This is a genomic window from Ureibacillus sp. FSL K6-0786 (assembly GCF_037965165.1).
Classification (GTDB): domain Bacteria; phylum Bacillota; class Bacilli; order Bacillales_A; family Planococcaceae; genus Ureibacillus; species Ureibacillus thermosphaericus.
Genome location: NZ_CP150191.1, coordinates 2,067,815 through 2,090,975, shown reverse-complemented (window position 1 = coordinate 2,090,975; position 23,161 = coordinate 2,067,815). Strand labels below are relative to the sequence as shown.

Genomic DNA, 23,161 nt, shown 5'->3' with positions numbered 1-23,161 from the left:
CACATCCTTAATGCCACCCAAAGTTAGTTGAGTTCAAATTTTACTAATTGATATTTCATAAATATAACGTTTATATTTTACCACAATAAAAAGACGTCTCTTCATGTGAGACGCCATTGTTCGTTATTTATCGTTAGACCGCATGTCTTTATAAAATAAATAACGGTTTGTCCAAACTTCAATAAAGTCTTGGGCAAAAGGCCCTTTTTTTTGCTTTACCCAGCTCAACAATTTCGTTACATTTCGCTTTAAAATTTTATCAATTACTTCTGGATATCCCATTTCATTTTTATGTTGTTCATATTCATCTTCGTCTAATAATGTGTAAGATTTATCTGGAAATACTTTTATATCCAAGTCATAATCAATGTATTTAATTGCGTTATTGTCAAATACGAAAGGAGAACTCATGTTGCAGTAATAATAAACTCCATCTTCACGCAACATGCAAATAATATTAAACCAATGTTCTGCATGAAAATAACATATGGAAGGTTCCCTTGTAAGCCAAGTTCGACCATCCGCTTCCGTTACGAGCGTTCTGTCATTCGCTCCAATAATAATATTTTTCGTTCCTTTTAAAACCATCGTTTCATGCCAAACTCGGTGGATGCTTCCATTATGTTTATAACTATGTATTTGTATGGTTTCTCCTTCTTTCGGTACCGTCATTTTAGCCCCACCTTTACTCTTTCTCTATATACTCACGTTTATTATATCAATGTTTATAAAAACTTGTAGAAAATTACACATTCTTTATTTATTATATTTAGAAATTTCCTTTTTTTCTATTTAAAATGTCATAAAATTACATAAAAGCTGTGTGACAATAAGCTACAAATACAAAAATAAGGTATAGACAGACGTCTATACCTGGAAGTGAAATTTATTCACTCATTGAATAATACCTTATTTGTTGTTATTGCGGTTGTTGTTTTGTTGGTTTTGTTGATTTTGTTGTTGTTTATTTTGTTGATCTTGACGAGTTTGTTGAAAATCTTGTTCTTGAGCAAACTCCTCTTGGTTATTTTTGTTGCGATTTTTTGCCATGAATGTTCACCTCCACGCTAGATATTGTGGACAGATGAACAGGTTATTATTCCAAAGGTTTAAAAATATATTGTTTCAGAAAATTCTTAATTTTTATCATTGGCACAGGAAGGGGTAATTCCTCAATTTCTTTTAATGTTACGAACTGAACCATGTCTCCTAATGGTCCAATTTCTTTTGCTTCTACTAAATGACATCGTAAATTCCAAATGAGATGTGAAAATACATGTTTTTGTTCAAAAAAATCTTCTTCCAATACTTTTGTAATTTTAACATTGTATGTTTTTTCAAAAGATTTCCCTGTTTCTTCAGGTGATTTTTCCACAAAAATCATCGGAAATTGCCACATATTTGCAAGCAAGCCATCACTATGTCGTCTTTCAAATAAGACTTTCCCATCATTCACTGCGATGTAAACATCGTAATATTCGTTTTTTACTTTTGTTTTCTTCGACTTTATTGGCAACTGGTCTGCGTCACCTTCCATAAAACTGACACAATATTCTCTAACAGGACAAAGTAAACATTTTGGAGAAGTCGGAGTACAAATCATCGCTCCCAAATCCATTAATGCTTGATTAAAATCGCCTGGGTATTCAGGATGAATAAGTTGTTCGACAGCTTTTTCAAATGTTTTGCGAGTTTTTGGAAGGGCAATATCTTCTGTTATATGTAAAACTCGGCTCAACACACGCATGACATTTCCGTCGACTGCGTGTTCTGGAAGATTATACGCAATGCTTAATATCGCTCCAGCAGTATAGGAACCTATACCTTTTAATTGTTGTAAATCATGGCGATTGTTCGGAACAATACCCCCGTATTTTTCTACAACTTCTTTAACGCCGCTTTGTAAATTACGTGCTCTTGAATAATATCCTAAGCCTTCCCACATTTTTAATAATTCTTCTTCATCGGCATATGCTAAAGCTTCAATCGAAGGATATTTCTCTATAAAACGATGATAATAAGGAATAACCGTATCAACTCTTGTTTGTTGAAGCATCACTTCTGATACCCAAATTTTATATGGATCTTTCGTACGTCTCCAAGGTAAATCTCTTTTTTCACGGTGAAACCATTCGACAAGACTTTGTCGAAATTGTTGCGAATATGGATATTTCACTAGTACCTCCTACCAGTTTTCGATTTTAATTTTATTTAAAAGGGTATAATATAGTTATATAAATTTTGCATTTATTTTTAAAAAGCGTAGTCCTCCGATTATAAGGAGTTGATTTGGATGGATACAGGTACACATCTTGTCATGGGCATTGCGCTCGGAGGCTTATCTTTAATGGATCCAGTTGTTGCAAATCATAGCGTTACATTTGCAGCCGTTTTAACTGGGACGATTGTTGGTTCCCAAGCACCCGATGTAGATACTGTGTTGAAACTTCGCAATAATGCGGTTTATATAAGACATCATCGTGGCATTACCCACTCCACTCCTGCAGTCATTCTTTGGCCTATTGGAATTACCGCAATTGTATCACTCATTTTCCAAGACGCCAATGTACTACATCTTTGGCTATGGACATTTCTTGCCGTCTTTTTGCATGTATTTGTCGATATATTTAATGCTTACGGAACTCAAGCTTTACGCCCCTTTTCAAGAAAGTGGGTCGCCCTAGGTGTCATCAATACCTTTGATCCATATATTTTTGGTATCCACTGTATTGGAATAATTTTATGGGCTTTAGGTTCAAACCCGGTAATAATCTTCTCCATTATGTATTTCATCATCATCGGTTATTATATTTTAAGATTTTTACTTCAACAATCGGTAAAAAATGCCGTTCGTAAAACGATTCCAGATGCAAAAATCATCATTGTTGCCCCAACGATGCGTTTTTTCACTTGGCGGGTTGCTGCAAAATCTGAAACGCATTACTATGTAGGACGAGCATTTGGAAGAACGATTAATATATACGATAAATTTAAAATTCGTCCTCTACCACAAACGCCATTGGTGGAAAAAGCATTGAATGATCCAAATTTATCTGCTTTTTTATCGTTCTCGCCAATTTATCATTGGGACATTTCTGAACTAGAAAATGGTCTTACAGAAGTTCGATTAGTCGATTTAAGATATCGAAGTAATGAACATTACCCTTTTGTTGCGGTAGCTCATTTGGATGAAGATTTAAACATTATTACTTCTTATACCGGTTGGATTTACAGTGAAGACAAACTACAACGAAAATTGCAGATTGGTGCAAGTGATTGAAATTGAAGTGGTCTTTTGAAAAATCATTATGAGACGGCTCACCTGCGACAAAGAAACTTGCTTCGACTAATATTTATAAAAATCATGATTTGAGGGTGTCTAGAAAGCTTTCGACTTTCAAGACACCCCTTTTCATTACTGTTCTTCCAATAAATGTGCATATTTCGGGTTACGTCCTGCAAATTCATGGATTTTATCGCCATAACTTTCAATCCATTGGCGAATAATTCTTTCTGTATATTCTGCCCCACGATAGACATAACCAGCTTTTGCATATGTTGCTTCAAAATCAGACCATAATAATTCAATCCAAGTGCGAGCTTTGTTTTCAGATAAAAACGGATTTTTTTCTAATAATTCTTTCGTCAATTTATCAATAAGTGTGTATGCGTCCATATTATTCCCTCGCTTTCAATGGTGAGAGCATGGAAATAGGTAACGCTTCTTCAAAATTTTCACCGTTTAATCGGAAACCCCATGCAAAGCGTCCTTTTAAATATTCTACTTTGAAATATTCCCCAGGAGCACCATCAATTCTGTAAATCTCACCAGGCTTAATAAGTGACGGATCCATTAAATACGCTTGAGCCATAAGCGCTTTTCTTTCGTAAACCGCAAACTCATTGACGATTCCTAATTGTTCTGCTTTTCTTGCTTTTTCCTTAAGGTTTGCTATTTCCTGTCTCAATTCTTCTGGAGTCATTTGAGCATAAGTTTTTTTCATTCCTTCTCCCTCTTTTCATCGATAAATCGCTCGATTATCTCTAATGGAAATCCTTTTTGATACAGGGCTTGTTTTACTTTTAATTCAAGTTGCTTGTCTTCATATTTCCGAACATATTTATTCCAAATTTTCTCACCTTGTATGGTAATTAATTCGTACCATTCATCATCTTCTCGCTCTAATTGAATTTGGTCAAGTATTTCATTCACAATTTCAAAAGAATATCCTTTTCGAATTAATACGTCCTGTATTTTTTGCTTTATTTGGGTAGGTGTTTTATTGCTATTCATCTTCACTGTTTTTTCAGCTAACTGCATCGCTAATTGCATTTGTTCTTCATATGTAAATGATTTTAATGTTTTTTCGAGCGTTTTTTTATCAATTCCTTTTTTTATTAAGTCTTGCTTTATAGCCATTGGACCTTTTTTTGCAGTTTTTTTCCTTGTTTCAAGCAATGCTTTTGAATACGTTTCATCATTGAGGAAACCTAATTTTTCAAGTTTCCGAATTGCTTCGAGTACAACTGATTCGCCAAAGCCCGCATCAAGCAACTTTTTTTTCACCTCATATTCACTTCGCATTTGATAGCTTAAATATGATAATGCTCGATTAAAGGCTTTCGCAATTTCATCCTCATATGCAATTTCATCAATTTCAAATGAATCGAGTAATTTCCCTTTTGTTAAGCCAAACTTAATTAAAGTGGATTCATCTACTGAAAAGGCAAATTCTTCATTTAAATATATATTGTATCGCTCTTTATTATTTTTTTGACGGGTGATTTTTGTAATTACTTGCATTGAAACACTCCTCGTTTTTAGTATACACAAAATCCCGAAACGTTCATATGATTTGGGATATTTGCCATTCGATATAAGTCGCATAAACACTTTCTTTTTGCACAATCTAAGGCAAAAAGGAGAGGAGGTAGCAAGTTGAAATGGATCAATATTGCCCTGGCCATTGTTTTGTTATTTAGTATCCCAGCACCTCAAGCATTCGCAAAAGAATACCATTGGGGTTTTACAAAATCGAAAAATGGAAATCCCCCAGATGTTGGTGCAGAGTTTGAAGGATTATTAAAAAACTACGGTGCGTTTTATAGAGGAAATCCAGAGAAAAAAGTAATTTATTTAACTTTCGATAACGGATTTGAAGCAGGTTATACGGAAAAAATACTCGATACATTAAAGAAAGAAGATGTGAAAGCAACCTTTTTCTTAACGGGACATTATTTAACAAGTGCATCGGATTTAGTGAAGAGAATGGTTAAAGATGGGCACACGATCGGAAACCATTCAGATAAGCATCCGAACATGGCTAGATTATCACGCGAAGGAATGCTAAGAGAATGGCAAAATTTTGATAAGAAATTAAAAGAGATTACGGGTATTAATCGTACTTATTATGTTCGACCACCTGAAGGAATTTTTAGTACTGAATTGTTAGAAGTAGGCAATGAAAATGGCTATACCCACATCTTTTGGTCCATTGCTTTCAGAGATTGGGATACCGATCAAAAGAAAGGTGCAGATTACGCATACAACGAGTTAATCAGTCAGCTGCATCCCGGAGCTATTATATTAATGCATACGGTTGCTGAACATAATGCTGATGCATTGCCGGATTTTATAAAAGAAGCGAAAAAACAGGGTTATACTTTTGGAACCTTGGACGATCTTGTATTTGATCATTTAGTTGATGATTATTTATGGGGGAAAGCTTCTTAATATAATTTGTGGAACCCATTTTAAAATGGGTTCCTTTTACAATGCTTGCTTGTGCGGATAATTTCTTTACTTGTGCGGATACAACTTCTGCATGAGCAGATAAACATCACACTTGTGCACTAAGCTCCCCTGTTTGTGTGGATAACTCTTCTACTTGTGCGGATAAACATAGTACTCGTGCACTTAGATTCCCTTCTTGTGCGGATACAACTCTTGCTTGTGTAAAAAAATCTCGCTTATGCAGTTACCTCCACCGCTAATGCGTATACAACCCCTTCTCTTGCAGATAACTCTTCCACTTGTGCAAATACCCTCAACTTTAGAAATAAAATCCTTCAACTTATAAAATCTACCTAATAAAAAAGCTGCCTAGAAAGTTTTCCTCTCCAAACAGCTTTTCATCTATTATTTAAACATCTTTTTCAAATTCGCCATTTCAATCGCAGAAACAGCTGCATCATAACCTTTATTTCCAGCTTTCGTTCCAGCGCGTTCAATCGCTTGTTCAATATTTTCCGTTGTAACAATTCCGAAAATGACTGACACATTTGTTTGCAGAGAAACTTGTGCAATGCCTTTTGCTGCTTCATTACATACATAATCGTAATGAGTTGTAGAACCACGAATAACCGTTCCTAAACCGATTACCGCATCATACTCGCCAGTTTCAGCCATTTGTTTTGCAATAAACGGTATTTCAAAAGCACCCGGTACCCATGCCACATCAATATTTTCTTCATCCACTCCATGGCGCTTCAATCCGTCCATTGCGCCATCTAGCAATTTACTTGTAATAAATTCGTTAAATCTTCCTACTACAATGCCAATTTTCAGCCCTGTTCCAACTAAATTTGCTTCAAATATTTTTCCCATTTCCAACTACTCCCTCTTCTAAAATGTAAATACAATATCTTTGTTTAAATAAAATGATGCATTTTTTCTCTTTTTGTTTTTAAATAAAAAGCATTAGCATTATTCGGTTCGATTTTAATTGGCACACGTTCCACAACTTGGATGCCATATTTCTCGATACCTTCAATTTTTTCTGGATTGTTCGTCATTAATCGAATTTTTGTAATGCCTAAGTCTTTTAACATTTGTGCACTTAATGCATAATCTCTCAACTCTGCAGGAAACCCAAGTTTCAGATTGGCTTCAACCGTATCAAAACCTTGTTCCTGTAATGCATATGCTTTGAGCTTATTAATTAATCCGATGCCGCGTCCTTCTTGTTGCATATATAATAGAACGCCTTTTCCTTCCTTCTCTATCATCTCTAATGACTTTTCTAACTGTGGACCACAATCGCAACGTTTTGAATGAAAAACATCTCCCGTTAAACAAGCTGAATGAATTCGTACAAGCGGTGTTTCTCCTTCATGGATATCCCCTTTTACTAATGCCACATGTTCCAATCCATCAACATCATTTTCATAACCAATCATTCGAAAATTTCCGAATGTTGTCGGCATATTTACTGATGCTGCCCGACTTACAACCACTTCATTTCGGAAACGATAACGAACTAATTCCTCAATTGAAATAATTTTTAAATCATGTGCTTTTGCGAATTTCAATAAATCATCGAGGCGAGACATTTTTCCGTCATCCCCCATAATTTCGCAAATCACACCCGCAGGAAATGATCCTGCAATCCTAGCTAGATCAACTGCAGCCTCTGTATGCCCTTGTCTTTCCAATACTCCATTTTTCTTGGCGATAAGCGGAAAAACATGTCCTGGTCTGCGAAAATCTTCTTTTTTCGCATCATCATCTATCATTTTTAAAATCGTTGTTGAACGCTCATATGCACTAATGCCTGTTGTCGTGCTAATATGGTCGATACTAACGGTAAATGCTGTTTGATGATTGTCTGTATTATTTGCAACCATTGCATGTAAATCCAATTTTTGTGCCAATTCTTCTATGATGGGCGTACAAATTAAACCTCGGCCGTATGTCGCCATAAAATTGATGGTCTCTGGTGTTGCATGCTCTGCTAAAGCCACTAAATCCCCTTCGTTTTCCCGATTTTCATCATCCACAACGATGATGGTTTTCCCCTTTTTCAATTCTTCAATTGCTTCCTCGATCGTGTTCAACATTAAAACCACCATCCTTAAAATCCTTTTTGAGTTAAAAACTCTAACGTAATTTTTGATTCTTCTTTTTGATTGATTTTCTTTAAATGATGTAACACGTATTTTCCCAACATATCCGTCTCAATATTCACTTGATCGCCAATCCCTTTCATTCCTAAAATCGTTTCTGAATACGTATGAGGAATGAGAGAAATTGTGACGCTTGTATCACTAACTCCAAAAATCGTCAAACTTGTCCCGTCAATCGTAATGGATCCTTTAGGAATACATTGTTCTAACAGTTCTTTCGGCATCTCAATTTCGTAATACACTGCATTGGATACCGGCTTTTTGCTGCGAATCGTTCCTACTCCATCCACATGACCCGACACAATATGGCCACCAAAACGTCCACCAGCTGCCATTGCTCTTTCTAAATTGACATAGTCTCCTTTTTTTAACTGATGAATCGTTGTGGCTTTTACAGTTTCCGGCATGACATCTACCGTCATTTCATCTTTTGTTAAATGAGTAACTGTTAGACAAACGCCATTGACAGCAATACTGTCTCCTAAAGACGCATCTGACACAATTTTTGGAGAATGAATAACGATTTTCATACTTTTTTCGTCTTTTTGAATAGCAGTGACAATTCCTTTGTCTTCAATTAAGCCAGTAAACATGTAAATCCCCCTCATTTTTTAATAAAAGCAAAAACCCCATTAAGCGAAAACTTAACGGGGTTGGGAGAATGATGTATTTTTAGGCATGATAAAAAAGCCTGTGTACAGGCAAATTTTTCACGTATACCTAAATAAAAACTCCCGCTTATATGCGGGAGATAGAATGTAAAAAAGGGTATACTAAACTAGCCCATTAACTAACGATTAATGGGTATTTTTTACAAACCATCCTTCTCCCATCCAGACTTTCACTGTCGGCTTTGGATTCTCACCAAATCCTGCTCCAAAAGAGCTCGCGGGCTTAGAAGCATTGCTTCATCACCGCCGATTGGGAATTTCACCCGACCCCGAAGGATATAAAAATATTTAATTATCTATAACAATAACACTTATTTCGGAGAAAATCCACATAATCAACTTGATTTATTATCTTGCACTAATCATACATATGCAATTTTACCTATCCTTATTCGATTGCTATAATATTTGAAGATTGAATAAAGGACGTGAAATGATGTCTGAAAAAGTGCAAATCGAAATCGGTCAAAAATTTCCATTAACAATTAAACGACTTGGAATCAATGGTGAAGGTGTCGGCTTTTTCAAGCGGAATGTTGTATTCGTAAAAGGAGCACTTCCTGGTGAAGTCGTCACAGCAAAAGTTTCAAAAATCCATAAAAATTTTGCCGAGGCGGAAATTGTGCGAATTAGAGAAACTTCAAAAAATCGCATAACCCCTCCATGCAAAATTTATGAGCAATGTGGGGGATGCCAATTACAACACTTATCATACGAAGGACAATTAAAAGAAAAGCGTGATATCGTTATTCAAGCTTTAGAAAAATATGTACCACAGATTGCTGAAAATGCAGAAATACGTATTACTATTGGAATGGACAATCCATGGCATTATCGAAATAAAAGCTCTTTCCAGGTACGAAAAAATGGTAGCTATGTTTCTGCCGGATTGTTCGTCGAAGGCACGAATAAACTCTTAAATATCAATGATTGCATCGTACAACATCCTATAACAACAAAAATTACTGTCGGCATTCGAAAGCTTTTACAAAAACTGAACATTCCAATCTATGATGGAAAATCAAAAGGAATTGTTCGCACCATTGTCGTTCGTACAGGTATTCAAACAGGAGAAACACAAGTATGCCTTGTTACGACGAAAAAAGAAATTCCTAAAAAAGCGGAATTAATACAAGGCATAAAAAATTTGGATTCAAGCATTGTTTCCATCACTCAAAATATCAACCCTTCAAAAACTTCCTTGATTTTTGGGGATGATACCATTGTACTTGATGGCAAAGAGACGATACACGAAAAATTAGGAGAACTTGCTTTTGATTTATCTTCCCGCGCATTTTTCCAACTCAATCCAAAACAAACCGTTGTTTTATATGATGAAATCAAAAAAGCCGCGGGGTTAACTGGCAAAGAAACAGTTGTAGATGCCTATTGTGGTGTCGGAACTATCGGTTTATGGCTTGCAAAAGATGCAAAAGAAGTACGTGGAATGGATATCGTTCCTGAGTCCATTGAAGATGCTAAAAAAAATGCACAAAACCACGGATTTACTCATGCCAAATACTATAACGGTCCAGCAGAAGAGTGGCTTAAGAAATGGGCGAAAGAAGGATTTGTACCAGACGTTGTAACGGTCGATCCACCTCGTACTGGTCTTGCACCAAATTTTATTAAAACCGTATTAAAAATTAAACCAAAACGATTCGTCTATACTTCTTGCAACCCATCCACTTTCGCAAGGGATTTAAAAGAATTATCTAGGCTATACACCGTTGAATACATCCAACCAGTTGATATGTTCCCTCAGACAGCTCGGGTTGAAATAGTATCGAAATTAACTTTAAAAAAATAAGTGCTAGAAAAAGGGAGGACGGCTGAAAAATAATTTTAAGCCACCTCCTTTTTTAACTGACGTTAACACTTTCGTTACAAATAAATTGCGACGAAGCGGCGCGTTTAATGTGACCCCCATAGAAAAAGAAATATGTAGATCATAAAAATTTGGCTATTATTTTATTTGGATTGACTATTATCTCGGACGAGTTGGCTATTATTTCTTTGAGGTTGACTATTATCCCATCTCTGCTGATGCGAATTTTTGGCTTTGGCTATTATTTTATCTAGGTTGACTATTATCTCGGACGAGTTGGCTATTATCTCTTTGAATTTGACTATTATTTCATCTCTGCTGATGCGAATTTTTGGCTTTGGCTATTATTTTATTTGGGTTGACTATTATCTCGGACGAGTTGGCTATTATCTCACTGCTTTTGACTATTATCCCATCTCTGCTGATGCGAATTTTTGGCTTTGGCTATTATTTTATCTAGGTTGACTATTATCTCGGACGAGTTGGCTATTATCTCTTTGGATTTGACTATTATCCCATCTCTGATGATGCGAATTTTTGGCTTTGGCTATTATTTTATCTGGATTGACTATTATCTCTGGCGAATTGGCTATTATCTCACTGCTTTTGACTATTATCCCATCTCTGCTGATGCGAATTTTTGGCTTTGGCTATTATTTTATCTAGGTTGACTATTATCTCGGACGAGTTGGCTATTATCTCTTTGGATTTGACTATTATCCCATCTCTGATGATGCGAATTTTTGGCTTTGGCTATTATTTTATCTGGATTGACTATTATCTCTGGCGAATTGGCTATTATTTCTTTGAATTTGACTATTATCCCATCTCTGCAAGAGCAAATTTTTGGCTTTGGCATTTAAACAGATTAAAATTCTTAATCGCTCTTCTTCCACTTTCCCCATAAAAATTCTCCTTATACTTTCCCTCGATAACTTCCACTCATTATGCTTTACATTTATTAGCTATTGCAATTTTACTTACCCAATAAGGAAAATTTCGATGGGCTGCAATCACCATTTTCCTTTTTTTATTTATTACACCTTTCGTTCGTAAGTTCCGAATTATTTAAAGCTACATATATATATAAATAGTTATTTCGATTAGTAGAGGGGTGTATAAATGCCGACGATCAGTCTTTGCATGATTGTCAAAAATGAAGAAGAGGTTTTGGCAAATTGTTTATCAAGTGTAGAAGATATTTGTGATGAAATCATCATTGTCGATACGGGTTCGACAGATAGAACAAAAGAAATCGCAAGTAAATTTACAGATAAAATATATGACTTTACTTGGATTGATGACTTTTCAGCAGCGAGAAACTATTCATTCAGTCTTGCAACAAAAGATTATATTCTCTGGTTAGATGCTGATGATGTTATTCTTCCAGAAGAGCAAAAAAAGTTTAAAAAGCTGAAAAAAAACCTTAATAGCAATATTGATGCTGTCTCCATGAACTATATTGCCGCTACAGACGGAAATGGAAATCCAACCTTCCATTACCGAAGAAACCGCCTTGTGAAACGAAGCAAAGGATTTAAATGGATTGGACCAGTACACGAATATCTTGCTGTTCACGGAAATATATTGGAAGCGGACATTTCCATCCATCATAAAAAGAGAGAGAAAAAAGTGGATACTCAATCAATCGGCAGAAACCTAAGAATTTATGAAAATCGCATCAAAAATGGAGAAGAGTTTTCACCAAGAGATTTGTTTTATTATGCCAATGAGCTTAAAGATCATAAACAATACAATAAAGCGATTATTTATTATCAAGAATTTTTAGATGGCAAAAAAGGTTGGATAGAAGATAATATTCGAGCTTGTATATATATGGCCGACTGTTATGCTCGTCTCGGAGAAAAAGAGAATGAATTGATGGCTCTCTTTAAAACGTTTAACTATGATGAACCGAGATCTGAGGCCTGCTGCCGCATCGGAGACATCTTCCAAGCAAGAAAAGACTTCAAAACCGCTTTGTTTTGGTATCAGTTGGCTGTGAAGATGAAACATAAAAAAACAGGCGGCTTTCACCATACTTCTTACACAACCTGGTATCCGCATCTCGCTCTATGCGTTTGCTATTGGCAATTAGGAAATGTTGAAGAATCAATTAAACACCACGAATTGACGAAACAATATATCCCAAATGATCCGAAAGTTTTATATAATGAAGAATTTTTTCAAAGCTACTTAAAAAATCAAAATAGGAAAGATAGCGTTAAATAGTAAGTCTAAAATATTGAAGGTGAATTTCCTTATTTTCGATTAATTCGAAGTTAGAAAACGAAAAGCCCTATTTCCAAAAACAAAAATGAAAGGATGAGCAAACTGGGGCAACCTCAACTACCTGAAAGCATTAAACTTGGGCAACATGTGGTAATTGAAGAAGGGGTCACAATCGGAGAAAATGTTACGATTGGACATCATACAGTAATCCTAAAAAACACGATTATTGGTGACAATGTAATCATTGGGTCCAATTGTGTTTTAGGGGTCAAAAAAAGCGGAAATCAAAAAATGAGGGCATCCAATGTGAAACAGCCTCATCTAATCATCGGAGAAAATACAAAAATCGGAAATAATGTAACGATTTACGCTGGCTCAGAGATTGCAGACCACGTTTTTGTTGCTGACCATGCTAGCATTCGAGAGAATTCAACAATCGGCAGCCAAACAGTTATTGGCAGAGGTGCTATTGTTGAGCTAAATACGTCAATTGGGAAAAGATGTACAATACAAACCTTGGCCTATATAACTGGTGATACCATTTTAGAGGATGATGTTTTTATCGGTCCATGTGTGTCTATGTCAAATGATAAATACATGGGGTTAAAACCGTATGAATTAAAAGGAGCGCATATTAAAAAAGGAGCGAAAATTGGAAATAACGCTACCCTTCTACCAAATGTAACTATTGGCGAAAACGCTATAGTCGGTGCTGGTTCCGTAGTAACAAAAGACGTTCAGCCAAATGAAACAGTTGTCGGCGTGCCTGCTAAAAAAATTTCAAAAATAAATTCTAACGATGCAGAAAAGTAAAGAGAAATTCATATATTTATAACAACTAAAAAAATGTATAACTCTTTTACCATCATCATAAAGAGTTATACATTTCTTTTTTATTGTGAATCTATTAAACTTTGTTTAATTTTCAATGCAACCTCTACCGCCGCTCTTCCTTCCTCAACGCCGATAAGCGGCTTTGTATCTGAATAGATACAGTCAATAAAATGTAGAAGCTCTTCCAGTAATGGATCGGAATAAGGTAGGGCAATATTAGCAATAACGGTCTCTGTTCCGACTGGAACTGTAGAATGATTATTTAATTCATTCATGACAAGTTGTTGCTGTCTCATTAAATAATCCGTTTTAATCACTTTTTCTTTCTCATAAATAATAAGTTCTCTCACCTTTTCATGAGATATATTACTTGCTAATAAATTTGCGACAATTCCATTTTCAAACAGAAGTATTGCTGAAACGGTGTCATACTTCACAGCATCACGTAAACGAATCCCCTCTGCTGAGATTCGTTTAATCGGACTTTTAATTATGCTCAAAATAATATCAATATCATGAATCATAACATCCAATACAACATCTGTATCTTTTATTCTATCTGAATAAGCAAGTCTTCTTGCTTCAATATTCATAATTTGTTCAGGGCGAATATAGTCATGAATTCGCCTTATAGCTGGATTAAACCGTTCAATATGCCCTACTTGAAATTTAAGATTTTTATTTTTCAGAAGCGCTTTAATTTTATCTGCTTCTTCTACCGTCATTGTAATTGGTTTTTCAACAAATACATGTTTATTGTGAACAATCGCTTCTGCTGCTAATGAAAAGTGAAATGGTGTAGGTGTCGCGATAATGACCGCATCAATATTTTTCAATAGTTCAGTATAAGTATTGAACGCTTTAACTTGAAAGGCTTTACTAATCTTTTTTGCCCTATTCATATCTGTATCATAAATTCCGATAAAGTTCACATTTTTCATTTGCTTTAATTTTGAACAGTGAAAAAAACCCATCTTTCCAGTACCTACGACACCAACTCTTACTAAACTCATGATGAAACACCTGCAAACTCTTTCATAGCTTTAATAATATATTCCTGTTCTGTTACAGTAATCGTAGGATTAATTGGAAGTGCTAAAATATGTTTTGCCACCTTCTCTGAAACAGGGAAATCCCCTTGTTGATATTGAAGGTACTGAAGGGCTTTTTGTAAATGCAACGGAATAGGATAATAGATTCCAGTGGCAATTCCCTTTTGTTTTAAAAAGTTTATAAGTTGGTCCCTTTCATCTACTTCAATACAATATTGATGATACGTATGGCTCCTATCTGTATATTGCGGCGGCTTTCGTTTCAAATGATTAAGTTCTTGGGTATACTTGTTAGCCACAGTCATTCTCTTAAATATAAACATATCTAAATATTTAAGTTTTTCTATTAAAATTGCAGCTTGTATTTCATCTAATCTACTGTTCATCCCTATTGATGTATGAACATATCTTTCTTTGCTGCCGTGATTGCGTAAAAAACAAATTTTCTCAAAAATATCTGGATTGTTTGTTACAACTAATCCTCCATCCCCAAATGCACCTAAATTTTTCGTTGGGAAAAAGGAAAAGCAGCCAATATCACCAATACCACCAACTCGTTTACCTTTATATTCCGTTCCTATTGCCTGACAAGCATCTTCAATCACTTTTAACTTATATTTCGAAGCAATCTTCATAATCTCATCCATCTCTGCTGCCATACCGAACAGGTGAACAACGATAATCGCTTTTGTATTTTCCGTAATCGCTTTTTCGATTTTATTCACATCGATGTTATAGGTATTCGGTTCTATATCAACAAATACAGGCTTTGCACCAACTTTTGCAATAACTTCTGCAGTAGCAAAAAAAGTAAACGGCGAAGTAATCACTTCATCTCCTTCACCTATATCCAGTGCTTCGAGAGCTAGAAGCAGTGCATCCGTACCATTTGCTACACCTACAGCAAATTGAACTCCTAAGTAATTTGCAATCTCATTTTCAAATTGCATTACTTTATTTCCTAGAATATAAGAACCACTTTGCATTACTTCGATAACAGCTTTTTCAATATTTTTTCCATACATCTCATACTCTTTTTTTAAGTCAATCAAGGGAATATTCAATTTGATTCCTCCAACTCTTAAAAGTTAGAAATGTTTTTAAAGGATGTTAATCGTTATACTATGCAAAATCCTTTGAAACTGATTGTACTTTTACAATTTGTCTAAAAATTTTTGCACCTCTTGGACAAATTCTTTTGCCCTGACATCATTTGTATGTTTTGTATGAATAAATTGATAGCCGTTTTCCGTGATTCTTTTGCGCTCTTTTTCATTTTTTAAATAATACATAGCCTTTTCATAGAAATTAGATTGATTACATGCAACAAAATTCTCTCCATCTTTAAATCCCAATTCCAAGATATCAGGTACAGGTTCTGCAAGGAGAAGGGTTTTACAAGCTGGAGCCTCAAAATATTTCAAGACAGGATATTGTAATCTCGAGCCGCAAGTAAAGAAGATTTTCGCACGATTCAATTCTTTTGCATATTTCTCATTTACTAAAGCATTGGAAGAAGCATTATGGCCTGGGTGAGGATGAAAGACAAATCCTTTCTCTCCCCTCAATTTCTCCAATACCGCTTCTCTAAATGGATATTTCCCTTTTGGCGTCATTGATTGATACCCTGTTTTTTTTGTTCTGTCATACAATTGTCCAATTAATAAGAAGTCGATGTCTTTTTCTAATTGCCAATCTTTAAAAATAGTTGGATCAATAGAAAAAGGCAACCATCTGAATTTATCTTTATATTTTGCATGAGTTTTCAAAAAAGAAGATTTCGTTGCAGAAAAAATCAAATCGATTTTATTTTGTTCGAAATATTTTCGTCTTTCTGCAGGTGAATAATGTGTATCAATTACATAACAACCTTTTGGAATGTTTATTTCATGAAGTCCTGTAATCCTTGGGGCTAATACGTATCCCCAACCTATATCATAATGGAAAATAAAGTCAGGTTTAAAATCAAGTTGTTTTAGAATATCGTGAATATTTCCATCCCTGTACCAATATCGAACATCAGCAAATTTTTCAATCGCTTTGATCGTTTCAAATTTATGTTTATGCTTCGGAAAATTTTTTGTAAATTGTCGAATCAGAATTAATATTTTAAGTTTTTTTTGCATTTTACCCCCTCCTACCCTACACAACATTCAATATATGTTTCATTCATACCAAGTGTTTAAACGTTCTCACTAAATTTGCTGAAAAAAGAGAAAAGATGAGAAACTCTTACACCATCGACAACTTTTATACATATGATTTATGTGATGGAAAGAAAATAGAGTTTTTTTAGGATTGAACTCTGCAAAGTTGTTAAGGTAAAAAGGAGTTGAATGTATGAAAACTGTTACTGTTGTTGGGTTAGGTAAAATTGGATTACCACTTGCAGCAGTTGTTGCAAACTCTGGGCATTTCAATGTCATTGGCGCCGATAAAAACGAAAAAGTCATTGAAACTGTGAATAGAGGAATTTCACATATTCAAAATGAACCAGGATTAGATCAGCTATTATATGAAGCATGGAAAGCGGGGACATTTCGAGCCACAGTTGATACGACTAAAGCAGTGAAACAATCTGATGTGGTTATTGTCATTGTACCCGTATTAGTAAATGAACAAGGAACAATCAACTATGAATTCATTGACTCAGCTGTAGAAGATATCGGAAAAGGGATTCGTAAAGGAACGCTAGTTATTTTTGAAACAACATTACCTGCTGGAGATACTAGAAACCGTTTTGGCAAAAGAATCGCCGAGCTTTCAGGATTAACATTAGGAACGGATTTCCATTTAGGCTATAGTCCTGAAAGAGTTTACTCAAATCGTATTATTCAAGACCTTTCTAACTATCCAAAAGTGGTCAGCGGTGATAACGAAAAAAGTCTAGAATTAGTCATATCCTTTTATAAAAAAGCTTTAAACTGTGACATCATGCCTGTCAGCAATTTAGAGACCGCTGAATTTACAAAAGTAGCTGAATCCGTTTACCGTGATGTTAATATTGCATTAGCGAACGAACTGGCTGTATATGCTGACTCATTAGGAGTTAACATTAAGGAAGTAATTCAAGCAGCAAATAGCCAGCCTTTTTCCCATCTTCACTTTCCTGGTGTCGGAGTAGGCGGCCATTGTATTCCGGTTTATCCTTACTTTTTTATTAACAATGGTTTAAGTGATGGACTGGTACCTCTTTCAAGGGAAATAAATGACAAAATGGCTAAATATGCTGTTGATCAAGTGGAAGAATATTTCTCAACTCTTGAAAATAAAAACATTCTCATTTTAGGACTTTCATTCCGAGAAAATGTGAAAGAAACTACAAAATCTTCTACTCTTCTGCTTGCAAATGAATTGAAAAAAAGAGGTTCTACAGTATATGTTGACGATCCTCTTTACACTGCAGAAGAAATTGCTGCTTTTCAAGTAAAGCCTTTTTCTATAGAAAATCGTGAAAAGATTGATTCTATCATTCTTCAAGCTTTTCATGATCAATATAGAGATTTTAAATTTGAACTCTTCCCAAACTGTCAATTCGTTTTAGATGGAAGAAATGCTCTCAATCAGAAAAAGATTGAGAGTTTAGGAATGAAATATCGAGGAATTGGTGTACAGTAAAACGACATAAGCTGCTTCTGTAGAAGGAGGATCCTGCACTAACGAAAACGTTTCTGTACAGTACGAACTCTTTCCGTACGAGGAGGAGTACTATCCGCACTAGTAGCAGAATTATCCGCTCATGTGATACTCTATCCGCACGAGTAGATGCACTATCTGCACAAGTAGAAGTAACATCTGCACAAGTGGGAATACTATCCGCACATGTTGATACGCTAACCGCACAAGCGGGAACTTTATCCGCTCAAGTAGCAGCATTATCCGCACATGTTAAAACGCAATTCGCACAAGTAGAAACATTATCCGCACAAGTTGAATCTTTATCTGCACTTGTGGATACTCTATCTGCACGAGTAGATGTTAGATCTGTCTAACCTTTAAAAAAAAGAGCGAAGGGGAAATTTTTCATCGTTTCCTTCCATTCGCTCTTTTTTGACGACCTTTTTTATTAAAAACTTTTTTATCTGAAATGATCCACATGTTTATCAATAATATTATACCCTTTCAATATGCCAATGATTTTTAAATTTTTCACAGGCGTATGATAGTTTGGTGATAGTTGCAGTGCTTTTATAAAGTGCTCATAGGCCGTATTATAATTCTTCATATGGAGAAACGCTTCCCCAAGATAATTCTCCTCAATATGATTGCGATCCGTAATTTGCTGAAAATGATGGACAGCATGCCTATAATTATTTTCAACTAACCCCTTCATTCCTTCAAAAAAGTGACGATCCCTTTCTGTTTTAACTAATGGTATTGCCTCATGAAAGAGAGAAAATCCCTCTTGTTTCATCCATCTTCGTGATAAGGCAAGCCCTGCAATCAATTTTGCTGTTAATAAATTGTTTTCCTCTCCTTTTTCATTGACTTCGTTAAGACTCATCAAATCTTCATCTTGAATATTTAAACGGATATGCCTCGCTAATTCTTCATAACTTCTATTCTTCGTAATATTTGCTTGATGTCTTCTATAGATATACAACGGTTCAGGAACATGGGAAGAACGCCATTTTTCTTTCGCCACTTTTAAGATAAAATCTGTATCGGAACCAACTTTGATGCTTTCATCAAAATAAATATGCTCTACAGCTTCCCTTCTAAATAGGATGGTTCCATTATTAAATGGGGTACCAACATTAAGGAAAAATGAATAAATATCATTCGGAGAAATATTTGCAGCTTGCCAATAACTAAAAGGAGAATTATGTTCCGTAATAAGCAACATATCGGAATGAACATACCCAATTTGCTCACAGCAAAATTCAGCTAATAATCGCTCAAATCGATTGGGCAAAGACAAATCATCTGCGCCATGAAAAGTAATATAATCACCCTTAGCAATTTTTAATCCTTCATTAAAGGCAGCGGCAACTCCTTTGTTGGTCTCGTGCTTTACATAACGTATCCGTTCATCATTAAATGACAATATAATCTCTTCACTATTGTCCGTCGAACCATCATTCACTACGATTAACTCAATATTCCTTTCAGTTTGCTGCAATATACTAGCAATCGAATCTTTTACATAATGACCAGCATTATAGACTGGTAAAATGACACTGATCATCTGTCCACCTCTTTCCTAATTTATCCCCCTATACTGTTGAAACAATGTTAAAGAAAAATTCGGGATAGGATGTGGCATCACCTAATATTTTAAGGTTGTAAATCGGTTTTAAATTGTCCTTATCCTTTCCTTCCAATAGAAGAGATAATTTATATAAATCTGCATTATATGGATGTTTTGTCATTAATTCTTTTAATCTTCTCTTTGCTTCTTCTTTTCTTTGCAATCTCATTAACGTCAATATAACCCATTTTTCAGCTACGGCTTGCTCCTTCTCATCTCCGTTTTTCTGTAACGCCAAAAATTCTTCTAACGCTTGCTCAAATAGTTTTAAAAGAAAAGACTGATAACCCTTCAGATTATAGAGTTGAAACTTATTATCTGGACGTACAGGACAAAAACATGTTTCTACCAAGCCATCTTCAACCTCTTTTCGAACTGCTGCTACTTCCCATCGTGCAATTGTAGGAATTTTATCGATTTGATAAATGACAGGTACTTTCACAATATCAGCATTTGTAACAAGGAGGAATTTTTCTAATCTCTTATAATCATCATGGTTGAAACAATTTTCTTGATGAATCATGATATTCCAATCGCTTAATTTATTTCGTGGTTGAACTTTAAAGGATGCAATTTCTTGATAATAATGCAAAATATTTTCAATAATTTTATTCCAGTTATATTGTTTTGCCGTCTCTAATCCGTTATGAATTAACTTTTCCTTCAATTCTTGGTTTGTAAGCAATTCTTTAATTTTTTCCGCCATATCTTCTGAATCCTTCATACGGCAAATTAATGCATTTTTTTGATGTACTGCATATTCTAATGCCCCTTTGTTATCCGTCGTTACAACTGGACATCCACATGCCATCGCCTCTAGTGGAGGCAAGGAAAAGCTTTCATAAGTAGAGCCAGATACATATAAAGCAGCACCTCGATATAAAGAAGCAATCTTTTCTTGTGTTGGACTAACAAAATACTTCGTTACTCTTTGTTTCATTTTTTCTGACGGTGTTTCAGGTGTAATCCAATATAAATCAAGTGCAAATTTATCTTTGAGCTTTTCATAAGCATCCATAATATAGGAGATTCCTTTAAACGCAGTTCTTTCTCCTCCTACCATTAATAAATATGGATGCTCTCCTTCCTCCCGATGGCCTTCACGAGTAAAAATATGTTCATCAACTGCATTGGGATATACTTTCGCTTCTCTGCCATAAATAGCTTCAATTAAATCAGCAGCTTGTTGAGAAACAGTATAAATAAAAGAAGGTAATTGAAATTGTTTCTGAATAAAATTCTTTAATGTTTGATTCATGTTGTCGTAATCAAATAAATGAAAATCACCTTGTTCAAAATAAACAACTGGGGCAATACCTGTTTCAATACATGGTTGAATATGATCCCAGTAAGTCGCTACAATCAAGTCGCAGTCTGGAATGCCTTTCGCTAATTCTAAATCAAAAGGAACTTTAATATAATCTGCTTCAATCGGAAACCAAGCCGGCTTTTCATAATGAGCAACGATTGTAACTTTTGCTCCAAGCCGTGTAAGTCTGTTTGCATGTTCAAATATAATTTTTGCACCGCCTGAGACACCTGTATGGGTCATAACGTAAACAATATGAAGCATTTCTTTTTTTTCATCATGCTTTGTTACGTTTTGCTCAAACGCATGAGAAACACGTGCTAATCGATGTTGGAACTCCAGGGATCTAAGTTTTTGTATCAACGTTTTCACCTTCATCACATAGTTCGTTCCACAGTATTTTATGTAGGTTTGACGTTAAAGTGAATATCATCTAACGATTAAAAAAAGTCATACCCTATTAACGAGTATGACTTGATATCTTAATTAATTGATCAACAATGTAATAATAAGAATAATCACTATTGGGACAATAAGAATAAGGAAACCAATTGGGTTAGCTAAATTAATCGTCCACCCTACACCAAATCGTTTCTCGACGAAAATCGATGGGTCATTTTTATTAAAATAAAACAAACCTGCTTTCCAATATTGATCATCATTCACATCCATAATTCCCTTTTCTAACGATGCTGGTGGCGTTTTATCCGAACGACCTACCTTTACTACAAGGACAATTGTTCCAGCTAAAATCAAAAATAAAAATCCAAAAGGCAAAATCGTTTTCAATATTGAATCGCCGAACAATTCCGGATGAATGGTCGTCAATTGGAAGAATGAAAACAACATTGTTAATAACAATACAGTGTAAAACGAAAACCAGCTAGTTGATTTTCTTAATGTTAATTGACGATTTTTCGAAGCAGTCAAGTTTGTGGCACTCAGCTTAATTCCAGAAAATTTCATTCCTATTTGTATTCCCAAAAACATCAATTGAAGCAACAGTAAAAATAGCAACATTTGAATAGCAGTCAAAGGTGTTTTTTCAGTAAAGGCATCTGGCTCTCCATTCAGTCCCCAATGAGTTGGAATTTGATTTGGCAATAAATCATATTGATAAAGCGTATAAACTATTAATCCAATAGTAATAACCATTGGGAATAAATAAATAAACCATGGTGGCAAATGATCTTCTGAACGAACAGATACATCAACTACTGACACTTGTTTCATTTGTTTCGTCCACTGCATTTCTTCTTTATATTGTTTCATTTTTTCTCGGAAGTAATAGAATAATGCTAAATTTACAAAAATAATTCCAAATTCAATGACAGTGCATACTAAAATCAATAATTCATCAGAAGGATTTTTTAGACTTATCCATTAGCAAAACATTAATATCATTAATAAAGAAAAAATTAAGGCCAATATAGAATATTGTTTTTTTATAAGATACGACATAATCATCTTTTATATGTTGTTCAGGAATCATTACTCCAAAAACAACTGTTCTTTTAACTAAATATGGCACAATCGCTTGAATAACCCCTAAAAACAGTAAAATAGTCAATGAAATTAATAATGCCATTGCAATCCTCCTTTAAGGATTTTTTTTCATTTCATTTATAATTTTCTCAATTAAATCCACCAATTCTTCTTTCTCTATCCCTAATACAAGCCCTTCAGCAATTTGAGGCTTAAGCATCTGATAAAGCCTTTCATATGCTTCTTGATCTATATGGGAATGTCTCTTTATGACCGCACCTGATTTTGGCACAATTTCGATAATCCCTTTTTTTTCTAATTCGTGATAACTTTTATTGACTGTATGCATATTCACCCCCAAATCCGCTGCAAAAGCACGAACAGACGGAAGAAATTCCCCTGGTTTTAAATCACCTTTCGCAATCCCTTCAATAATTTGATTCGTTAATTGAATATAAATTGGTATATCTGAATCTGGTTCAATTCTAATGATCATATCCTCACCCCAATCTGTTCTACATTTATTATAACAAAATTGTTCTACTTTGTGTATAACAAATTTTTATTTCTTAGTAATTAAAAATTGACTAATTG

The 23,161-nt window shown here is 34.8% G+C and carries 25 protein-coding genes and 1 riboswitch; of the genes, 7 read left to right on the top strand and 18 right to left on the bottom strand.

Features of this window, described 5'->3' with window-relative positions:
- Positions 1-123 precede the first annotated feature (123 nt).
- The 3 genes from NSQ18_RS10240 to mutY form a co-directional block, all read right to left on the bottom strand.
- The gene (locus NSQ18_RS10240) at positions 124-672 is read right to left on the bottom strand and encodes a DUF402 domain-containing protein (RefSeq protein ID WP_016837863.1); all 549 of its coding nucleotides are present in this window, start codon (positions 670-672) and stop codon (positions 124-126) included.
- 237 nt (positions 673-909) lie between these two features.
- Positions 910-1,050: a hypothetical protein gene (locus NSQ18_RS10235; protein ID WP_016837864.1), complete on the bottom strand. Its 141-nt coding sequence runs from the start codon at positions 1,048-1,050 to the stop codon at positions 910-912.
- Between the two features lie 46 nt (positions 1,051-1,096).
- Positions 1,097-2,176, bottom strand: a complete 1,080-nt coding sequence (gene mutY / locus NSQ18_RS10230; protein ID WP_339287960.1) for an A/G-specific adenine glycosylase — start codon at positions 2,174-2,176, stop codon at positions 1,097-1,099.
- A gap of 117 nt (positions 2,177-2,293) precedes the next feature.
- On the opposite strand from mutY, the gene NSQ18_RS10225 reads away from it, so the two are divergent.
- Positions 2,294-3,280: a metal-dependent hydrolase gene (locus tag NSQ18_RS10225; RefSeq protein ID WP_016837866.1), complete on the top strand. Its 987-nt coding sequence runs from the start codon at positions 2,294-2,296 to the stop codon at positions 3,278-3,280.
- Between the two features lie 135 nt (positions 3,281-3,415).
- On the opposite strand, the gene NSQ18_RS10220 is transcribed toward NSQ18_RS10225, so the two are convergent.
- Genes NSQ18_RS10220 through recX form a run of 3 tightly spaced genes read right to left on the bottom strand, consistent with a single transcriptional unit; the run spans position 3,416 to position 4,804 of the window.
- Positions 3,416-3,676 carry a YfhJ family protein gene (locus tag NSQ18_RS10220; protein ID WP_339287958.1) on the bottom strand — a complete coding sequence of 87 codons (261 nt, stop codon included), beginning with the start codon at positions 3,674-3,676 and terminating at the stop codon, positions 3,416-3,418.
- Position 3,677: 1 nt separating this feature from the next.
- Positions 3,678-4,004 (bottom strand): YfhH family protein, encoded by a 327-nt coding sequence (locus tag NSQ18_RS10215; RefSeq protein ID WP_016837868.1) that lies wholly within the window; start codon positions 4,002-4,004, stop codon positions 3,678-3,680.
- Entirely contained in the window at positions 4,001-4,804 is an 804-nt protein-coding gene (gene recX / locus NSQ18_RS10210; RefSeq protein WP_016837869.1) for a recombination regulator RecX, read from the bottom strand. The genes NSQ18_RS10215 and recX overlap by 4 nt, the downstream gene beginning before the upstream one ends.
- Before the next feature lie 144 nt (positions 4,805-4,948).
- Here recX and NSQ18_RS10205 point away from each other — a divergent pair, with 144 nt between their 5' ends.
- Positions 4,949-5,734 (top strand): polysaccharide deacetylase family protein, encoded by a 786-nt coding sequence (locus NSQ18_RS10205; RefSeq protein ID WP_238536183.1) that lies wholly within the window; start codon positions 4,949-4,951, stop codon positions 5,732-5,734.
- A gap of 405 nt (positions 5,735-6,139) precedes the next feature.
- On the opposite strand, the gene ribE (NSQ18_RS10200) is transcribed toward NSQ18_RS10205, so the two are convergent.
- Genes ribE (NSQ18_RS10200) through ribE (NSQ18_RS10190) form a run of 3 tightly spaced genes read right to left on the bottom strand, consistent with a single transcriptional unit; the run spans position 6,140 to position 8,498 of the window.
- Entirely contained in the window at positions 6,140-6,607 is a 468-nt protein-coding gene (ribE, locus tag NSQ18_RS10200) for a 6,7-dimethyl-8-ribityllumazine synthase (protein WP_339287957.1), read from the bottom strand.
- 44 nt (positions 6,608-6,651) lie between these two features.
- A complete protein-coding gene (locus NSQ18_RS10195; RefSeq protein WP_016837872.1) occupies positions 6,652-7,839 on the bottom strand; it encodes a bifunctional 3,4-dihydroxy-2-butanone-4-phosphate synthase/GTP cyclohydrolase II in 1,188 nt (395 codons plus the stop codon).
- A gap of 14 nt (positions 7,840-7,853) precedes the next feature.
- Positions 7,854-8,498, bottom strand: a complete 645-nt coding sequence (ribE, locus tag NSQ18_RS10190; protein WP_016837873.1) for a riboflavin synthase — start codon at positions 8,496-8,498, stop codon at positions 7,854-7,856.
- Between the two features lie 224 nt (positions 8,499-8,722).
- Positions 8,723-8,857: riboswitch (FMN riboswitch) on the bottom strand.
- Positions 8,858-9,012: 155 nt separating this feature from the next.
- Between ribE (NSQ18_RS10190) and rlmD the strand changes: the two genes are divergently transcribed.
- Entirely contained in the window at positions 9,013-10,386 is a 1,374-nt protein-coding gene (gene rlmD, locus NSQ18_RS10185; protein ID WP_096552244.1) for a 23S rRNA (uracil(1939)-C(5))-methyltransferase RlmD, read from the top strand.
- 779 nt (positions 10,387-11,165) lie between these two features.
- On the opposite strand, the gene NSQ18_RS10180 is transcribed toward rlmD, so the two are convergent.
- On the bottom strand, positions 11,166-11,309 hold the full coding sequence (locus tag NSQ18_RS10180) for a hypothetical protein (protein WP_339287953.1): 144 nt from the start codon (positions 11,307-11,309) through the stop codon (positions 11,166-11,168).
- 217 nt (positions 11,310-11,526) lie between these two features.
- Between NSQ18_RS10180 and NSQ18_RS10175 the strand changes: the two genes are divergently transcribed.
- A complete protein-coding gene (locus tag NSQ18_RS10175; RefSeq protein WP_016837876.1) occupies positions 11,527-12,636 on the top strand; it encodes a glycosyltransferase in 1,110 nt (369 codons plus the stop codon).
- A 93-nt stretch (positions 12,637-12,729) separates the two neighbouring features.
- Positions 12,730-13,449 carry a DapH/DapD/GlmU-related protein gene (locus NSQ18_RS10170; RefSeq protein ID WP_016837877.1) on the top strand — a complete coding sequence of 240 codons (720 nt, stop codon included), beginning with the start codon at positions 12,730-12,732 and terminating at the stop codon, positions 13,447-13,449.
- 80 nt (positions 13,450-13,529) lie between these two features.
- Here NSQ18_RS10170 and NSQ18_RS10165 read toward each other — a convergent pair whose 3' ends face one another.
- From NSQ18_RS10165 to NSQ18_RS10155, 3 genes are all read right to left on the bottom strand, one after another.
- On the bottom strand, positions 13,530-14,483 hold the full coding sequence (locus tag NSQ18_RS10165) for a Gfo/Idh/MocA family oxidoreductase (RefSeq protein WP_016837878.1): 954 nt from the start codon (positions 14,481-14,483) through the stop codon (positions 13,530-13,532).
- On the bottom strand, positions 14,480-15,586 hold the full coding sequence (locus tag NSQ18_RS10160) for a DegT/DnrJ/EryC1/StrS family aminotransferase (protein ID WP_016837879.1): 1,107 nt from the start codon (positions 15,584-15,586) through the stop codon (positions 14,480-14,482). Before NSQ18_RS10160 ends, NSQ18_RS10165 begins: the two co-directional genes overlap by 4 nt.
- A gap of 90 nt (positions 15,587-15,676) precedes the next feature.
- Positions 15,677-16,648 (bottom strand): glycosyltransferase, encoded by a 972-nt coding sequence (locus tag NSQ18_RS10155; RefSeq protein WP_016837880.1) that lies wholly within the window; start codon positions 16,646-16,648, stop codon positions 15,677-15,679.
- Between the two features lie 214 nt (positions 16,649-16,862).
- On the opposite strand from NSQ18_RS10155, the gene NSQ18_RS10150 reads away from it, so the two are divergent.
- On the top strand, positions 16,863-18,140 hold the full coding sequence (locus NSQ18_RS10150) for a nucleotide sugar dehydrogenase (RefSeq protein ID WP_168412223.1): 1,278 nt from the start codon (positions 16,863-16,865) through the stop codon (positions 18,138-18,140).
- Between the two features lie 185 nt (positions 18,141-18,325).
- Positions 18,326-18,514, top strand: coding sequence for a hypothetical protein (locus tag NSQ18_RS10145; RefSeq protein ID WP_339287948.1), 189 nt, complete (start codon positions 18,326-18,328; stop codon positions 18,512-18,514).
- A gap of 86 nt (positions 18,515-18,600) precedes the next feature.
- Here the strand turns inward: NSQ18_RS10145 and NSQ18_RS10140 are convergent, their stop codons facing one another.
- From NSQ18_RS10140 to NSQ18_RS10120, 5 genes are all read right to left on the bottom strand, one after another.
- Complete coding sequence (locus NSQ18_RS10140) at positions 18,601-19,710, bottom strand: glycosyltransferase (RefSeq protein ID WP_096552256.1); 1,110 nt, start codon at positions 19,708-19,710, stop codon at positions 18,601-18,603.
- A gap of 28 nt (positions 19,711-19,738) precedes the next feature.
- The gene (locus NSQ18_RS10135) at positions 19,739-21,445 is read right to left on the bottom strand and encodes a glycosyltransferase family 4 protein (RefSeq protein ID WP_016837884.1); all 1,707 of its coding nucleotides are present in this window, start codon (positions 21,443-21,445) and stop codon (positions 19,739-19,741) included.
- Positions 21,446-21,568: 123 nt separating this feature from the next.
- Complete coding sequence (locus tag NSQ18_RS10130; protein ID WP_339287945.1) at positions 21,569-22,432, bottom strand: DUF5808 domain-containing protein; 864 nt, start codon at positions 22,430-22,432, stop codon at positions 21,569-21,571.
- Between the two features lie 7 nt (positions 22,433-22,439).
- Entirely contained in the window at positions 22,440-22,670 is a 231-nt protein-coding gene (locus NSQ18_RS10125; protein ID WP_339287943.1) for a hypothetical protein, read from the bottom strand.
- A gap of 12 nt (positions 22,671-22,682) precedes the next feature.
- Positions 22,683-23,063, bottom strand: a complete 381-nt coding sequence (locus NSQ18_RS10120; protein ID WP_016837886.1) for a GntR family transcriptional regulator — start codon at positions 23,061-23,063, stop codon at positions 22,683-22,685.
- Positions 23,064-23,161: the final 98 nt, after the last annotated feature.

What these genes read in the sequence shown, in the direction of transcription:
- ribE (WP_016837873.1), bottom strand. Translation starts at nt 8,498, where the DNA reads ATGTTTACTGGCTTAATTGAAGACAAAGGAATTGTCACTGCTATTCAA.
- NSQ18_RS10240 (WP_016837863.1), bottom strand. Translation starts at nt 672, where the DNA reads ATGACGGTACCGAAAGAAGGAGAAACCATACAAATACATAGTTATAAA.
- NSQ18_RS10180 (WP_339287953.1), bottom strand. Translation starts at nt 11,309, where the DNA reads ATGGGGAAAGTGGAAGAAGAGCGATTAAGAATTTTAATCTGTTTAAAT.
- NSQ18_RS10165 (WP_016837878.1), bottom strand. Translation starts at nt 14,483, where the DNA reads ATGAGTTTAGTAAGAGTTGGTGTCGTAGGTACTGGAAAGATGGGTTTT.
- NSQ18_RS10175 (WP_016837876.1), top strand. Translation starts at nt 11,527, where the DNA reads ATGCCGACGATCAGTCTTTGCATGATTGTCAAAAATGAAGAAGAGGTT.
- NSQ18_RS10235 (WP_016837864.1), bottom strand. Translation starts at nt 1,050, where the DNA reads ATGGCAAAAAATCGCAACAAAAATAACCAAGAGGAGTTTGCTCAAGAA.
- ribE (WP_339287957.1), bottom strand. Translation starts at nt 6,607, where the DNA reads ATGGGAAAAATATTTGAAGCAAATTTAGTTGGAACAGGGCTGAAAATT.
- rlmD (WP_096552244.1), top strand. Translation starts at nt 9,013, where the DNA reads ATGTCTGAAAAAGTGCAAATCGAAATCGGTCAAAAATTTCCATTAACA.
- recX (WP_016837869.1), bottom strand. Translation starts at nt 4,804, where the DNA reads ATGCAAGTAATTACAAAAATCACCCGTCAAAAAAATAATAAAGAGCGA.
- NSQ18_RS10170 (WP_016837877.1), top strand. Translation starts at nt 12,730, where the DNA reads ATGAGCAAACTGGGGCAACCTCAACTACCTGAAAGCATTAAACTTGGG.
- NSQ18_RS10120 (WP_016837886.1), bottom strand. Translation starts at nt 23,063, where the DNA reads ATGATCATTAGAATTGAACCAGATTCAGATATACCAATTTATATTCAA.
- NSQ18_RS10140 (WP_096552256.1), bottom strand. Translation starts at nt 19,710, where the DNA reads ATGATCAGTGTCATTTTACCAGTCTATAATGCTGGTCATTATGTAAAA.
- NSQ18_RS10150 (WP_168412223.1), top strand. Translation starts at nt 16,863, where the DNA reads ATGAAAACTGTTACTGTTGTTGGGTTAGGTAAAATTGGATTACCACTT.
- NSQ18_RS10125 (WP_339287943.1), bottom strand. Translation starts at nt 22,670, where the DNA reads ATGGCATTATTAATTTCATTGACTATTTTACTGTTTTTAGGGGTTATT.
- NSQ18_RS10155 (WP_016837880.1), bottom strand. Translation starts at nt 16,648, where the DNA reads ATGCAAAAAAAACTTAAAATATTAATTCTGATTCGACAATTTACAAAA.
- NSQ18_RS10215 (WP_016837868.1), bottom strand. Translation starts at nt 4,004, where the DNA reads ATGAAAAAAACTTATGCTCAAATGACTCCAGAAGAATTGAGACAGGAA.
- NSQ18_RS10225 (WP_016837866.1), top strand. Translation starts at nt 2,294, where the DNA reads ATGGATACAGGTACACATCTTGTCATGGGCATTGCGCTCGGAGGCTTA.
- NSQ18_RS10195 (WP_016837872.1), bottom strand. Translation starts at nt 7,839, where the DNA reads ATGTTGAACACGATCGAGGAAGCAATTGAAGAATTGAAAAAGGGGAAA.
- NSQ18_RS10220 (WP_339287958.1), bottom strand. Translation starts at nt 3,676, where the DNA reads ATGGACGCATACACACTTATTGATAAATTGACGAAAGAATTATTAGAA.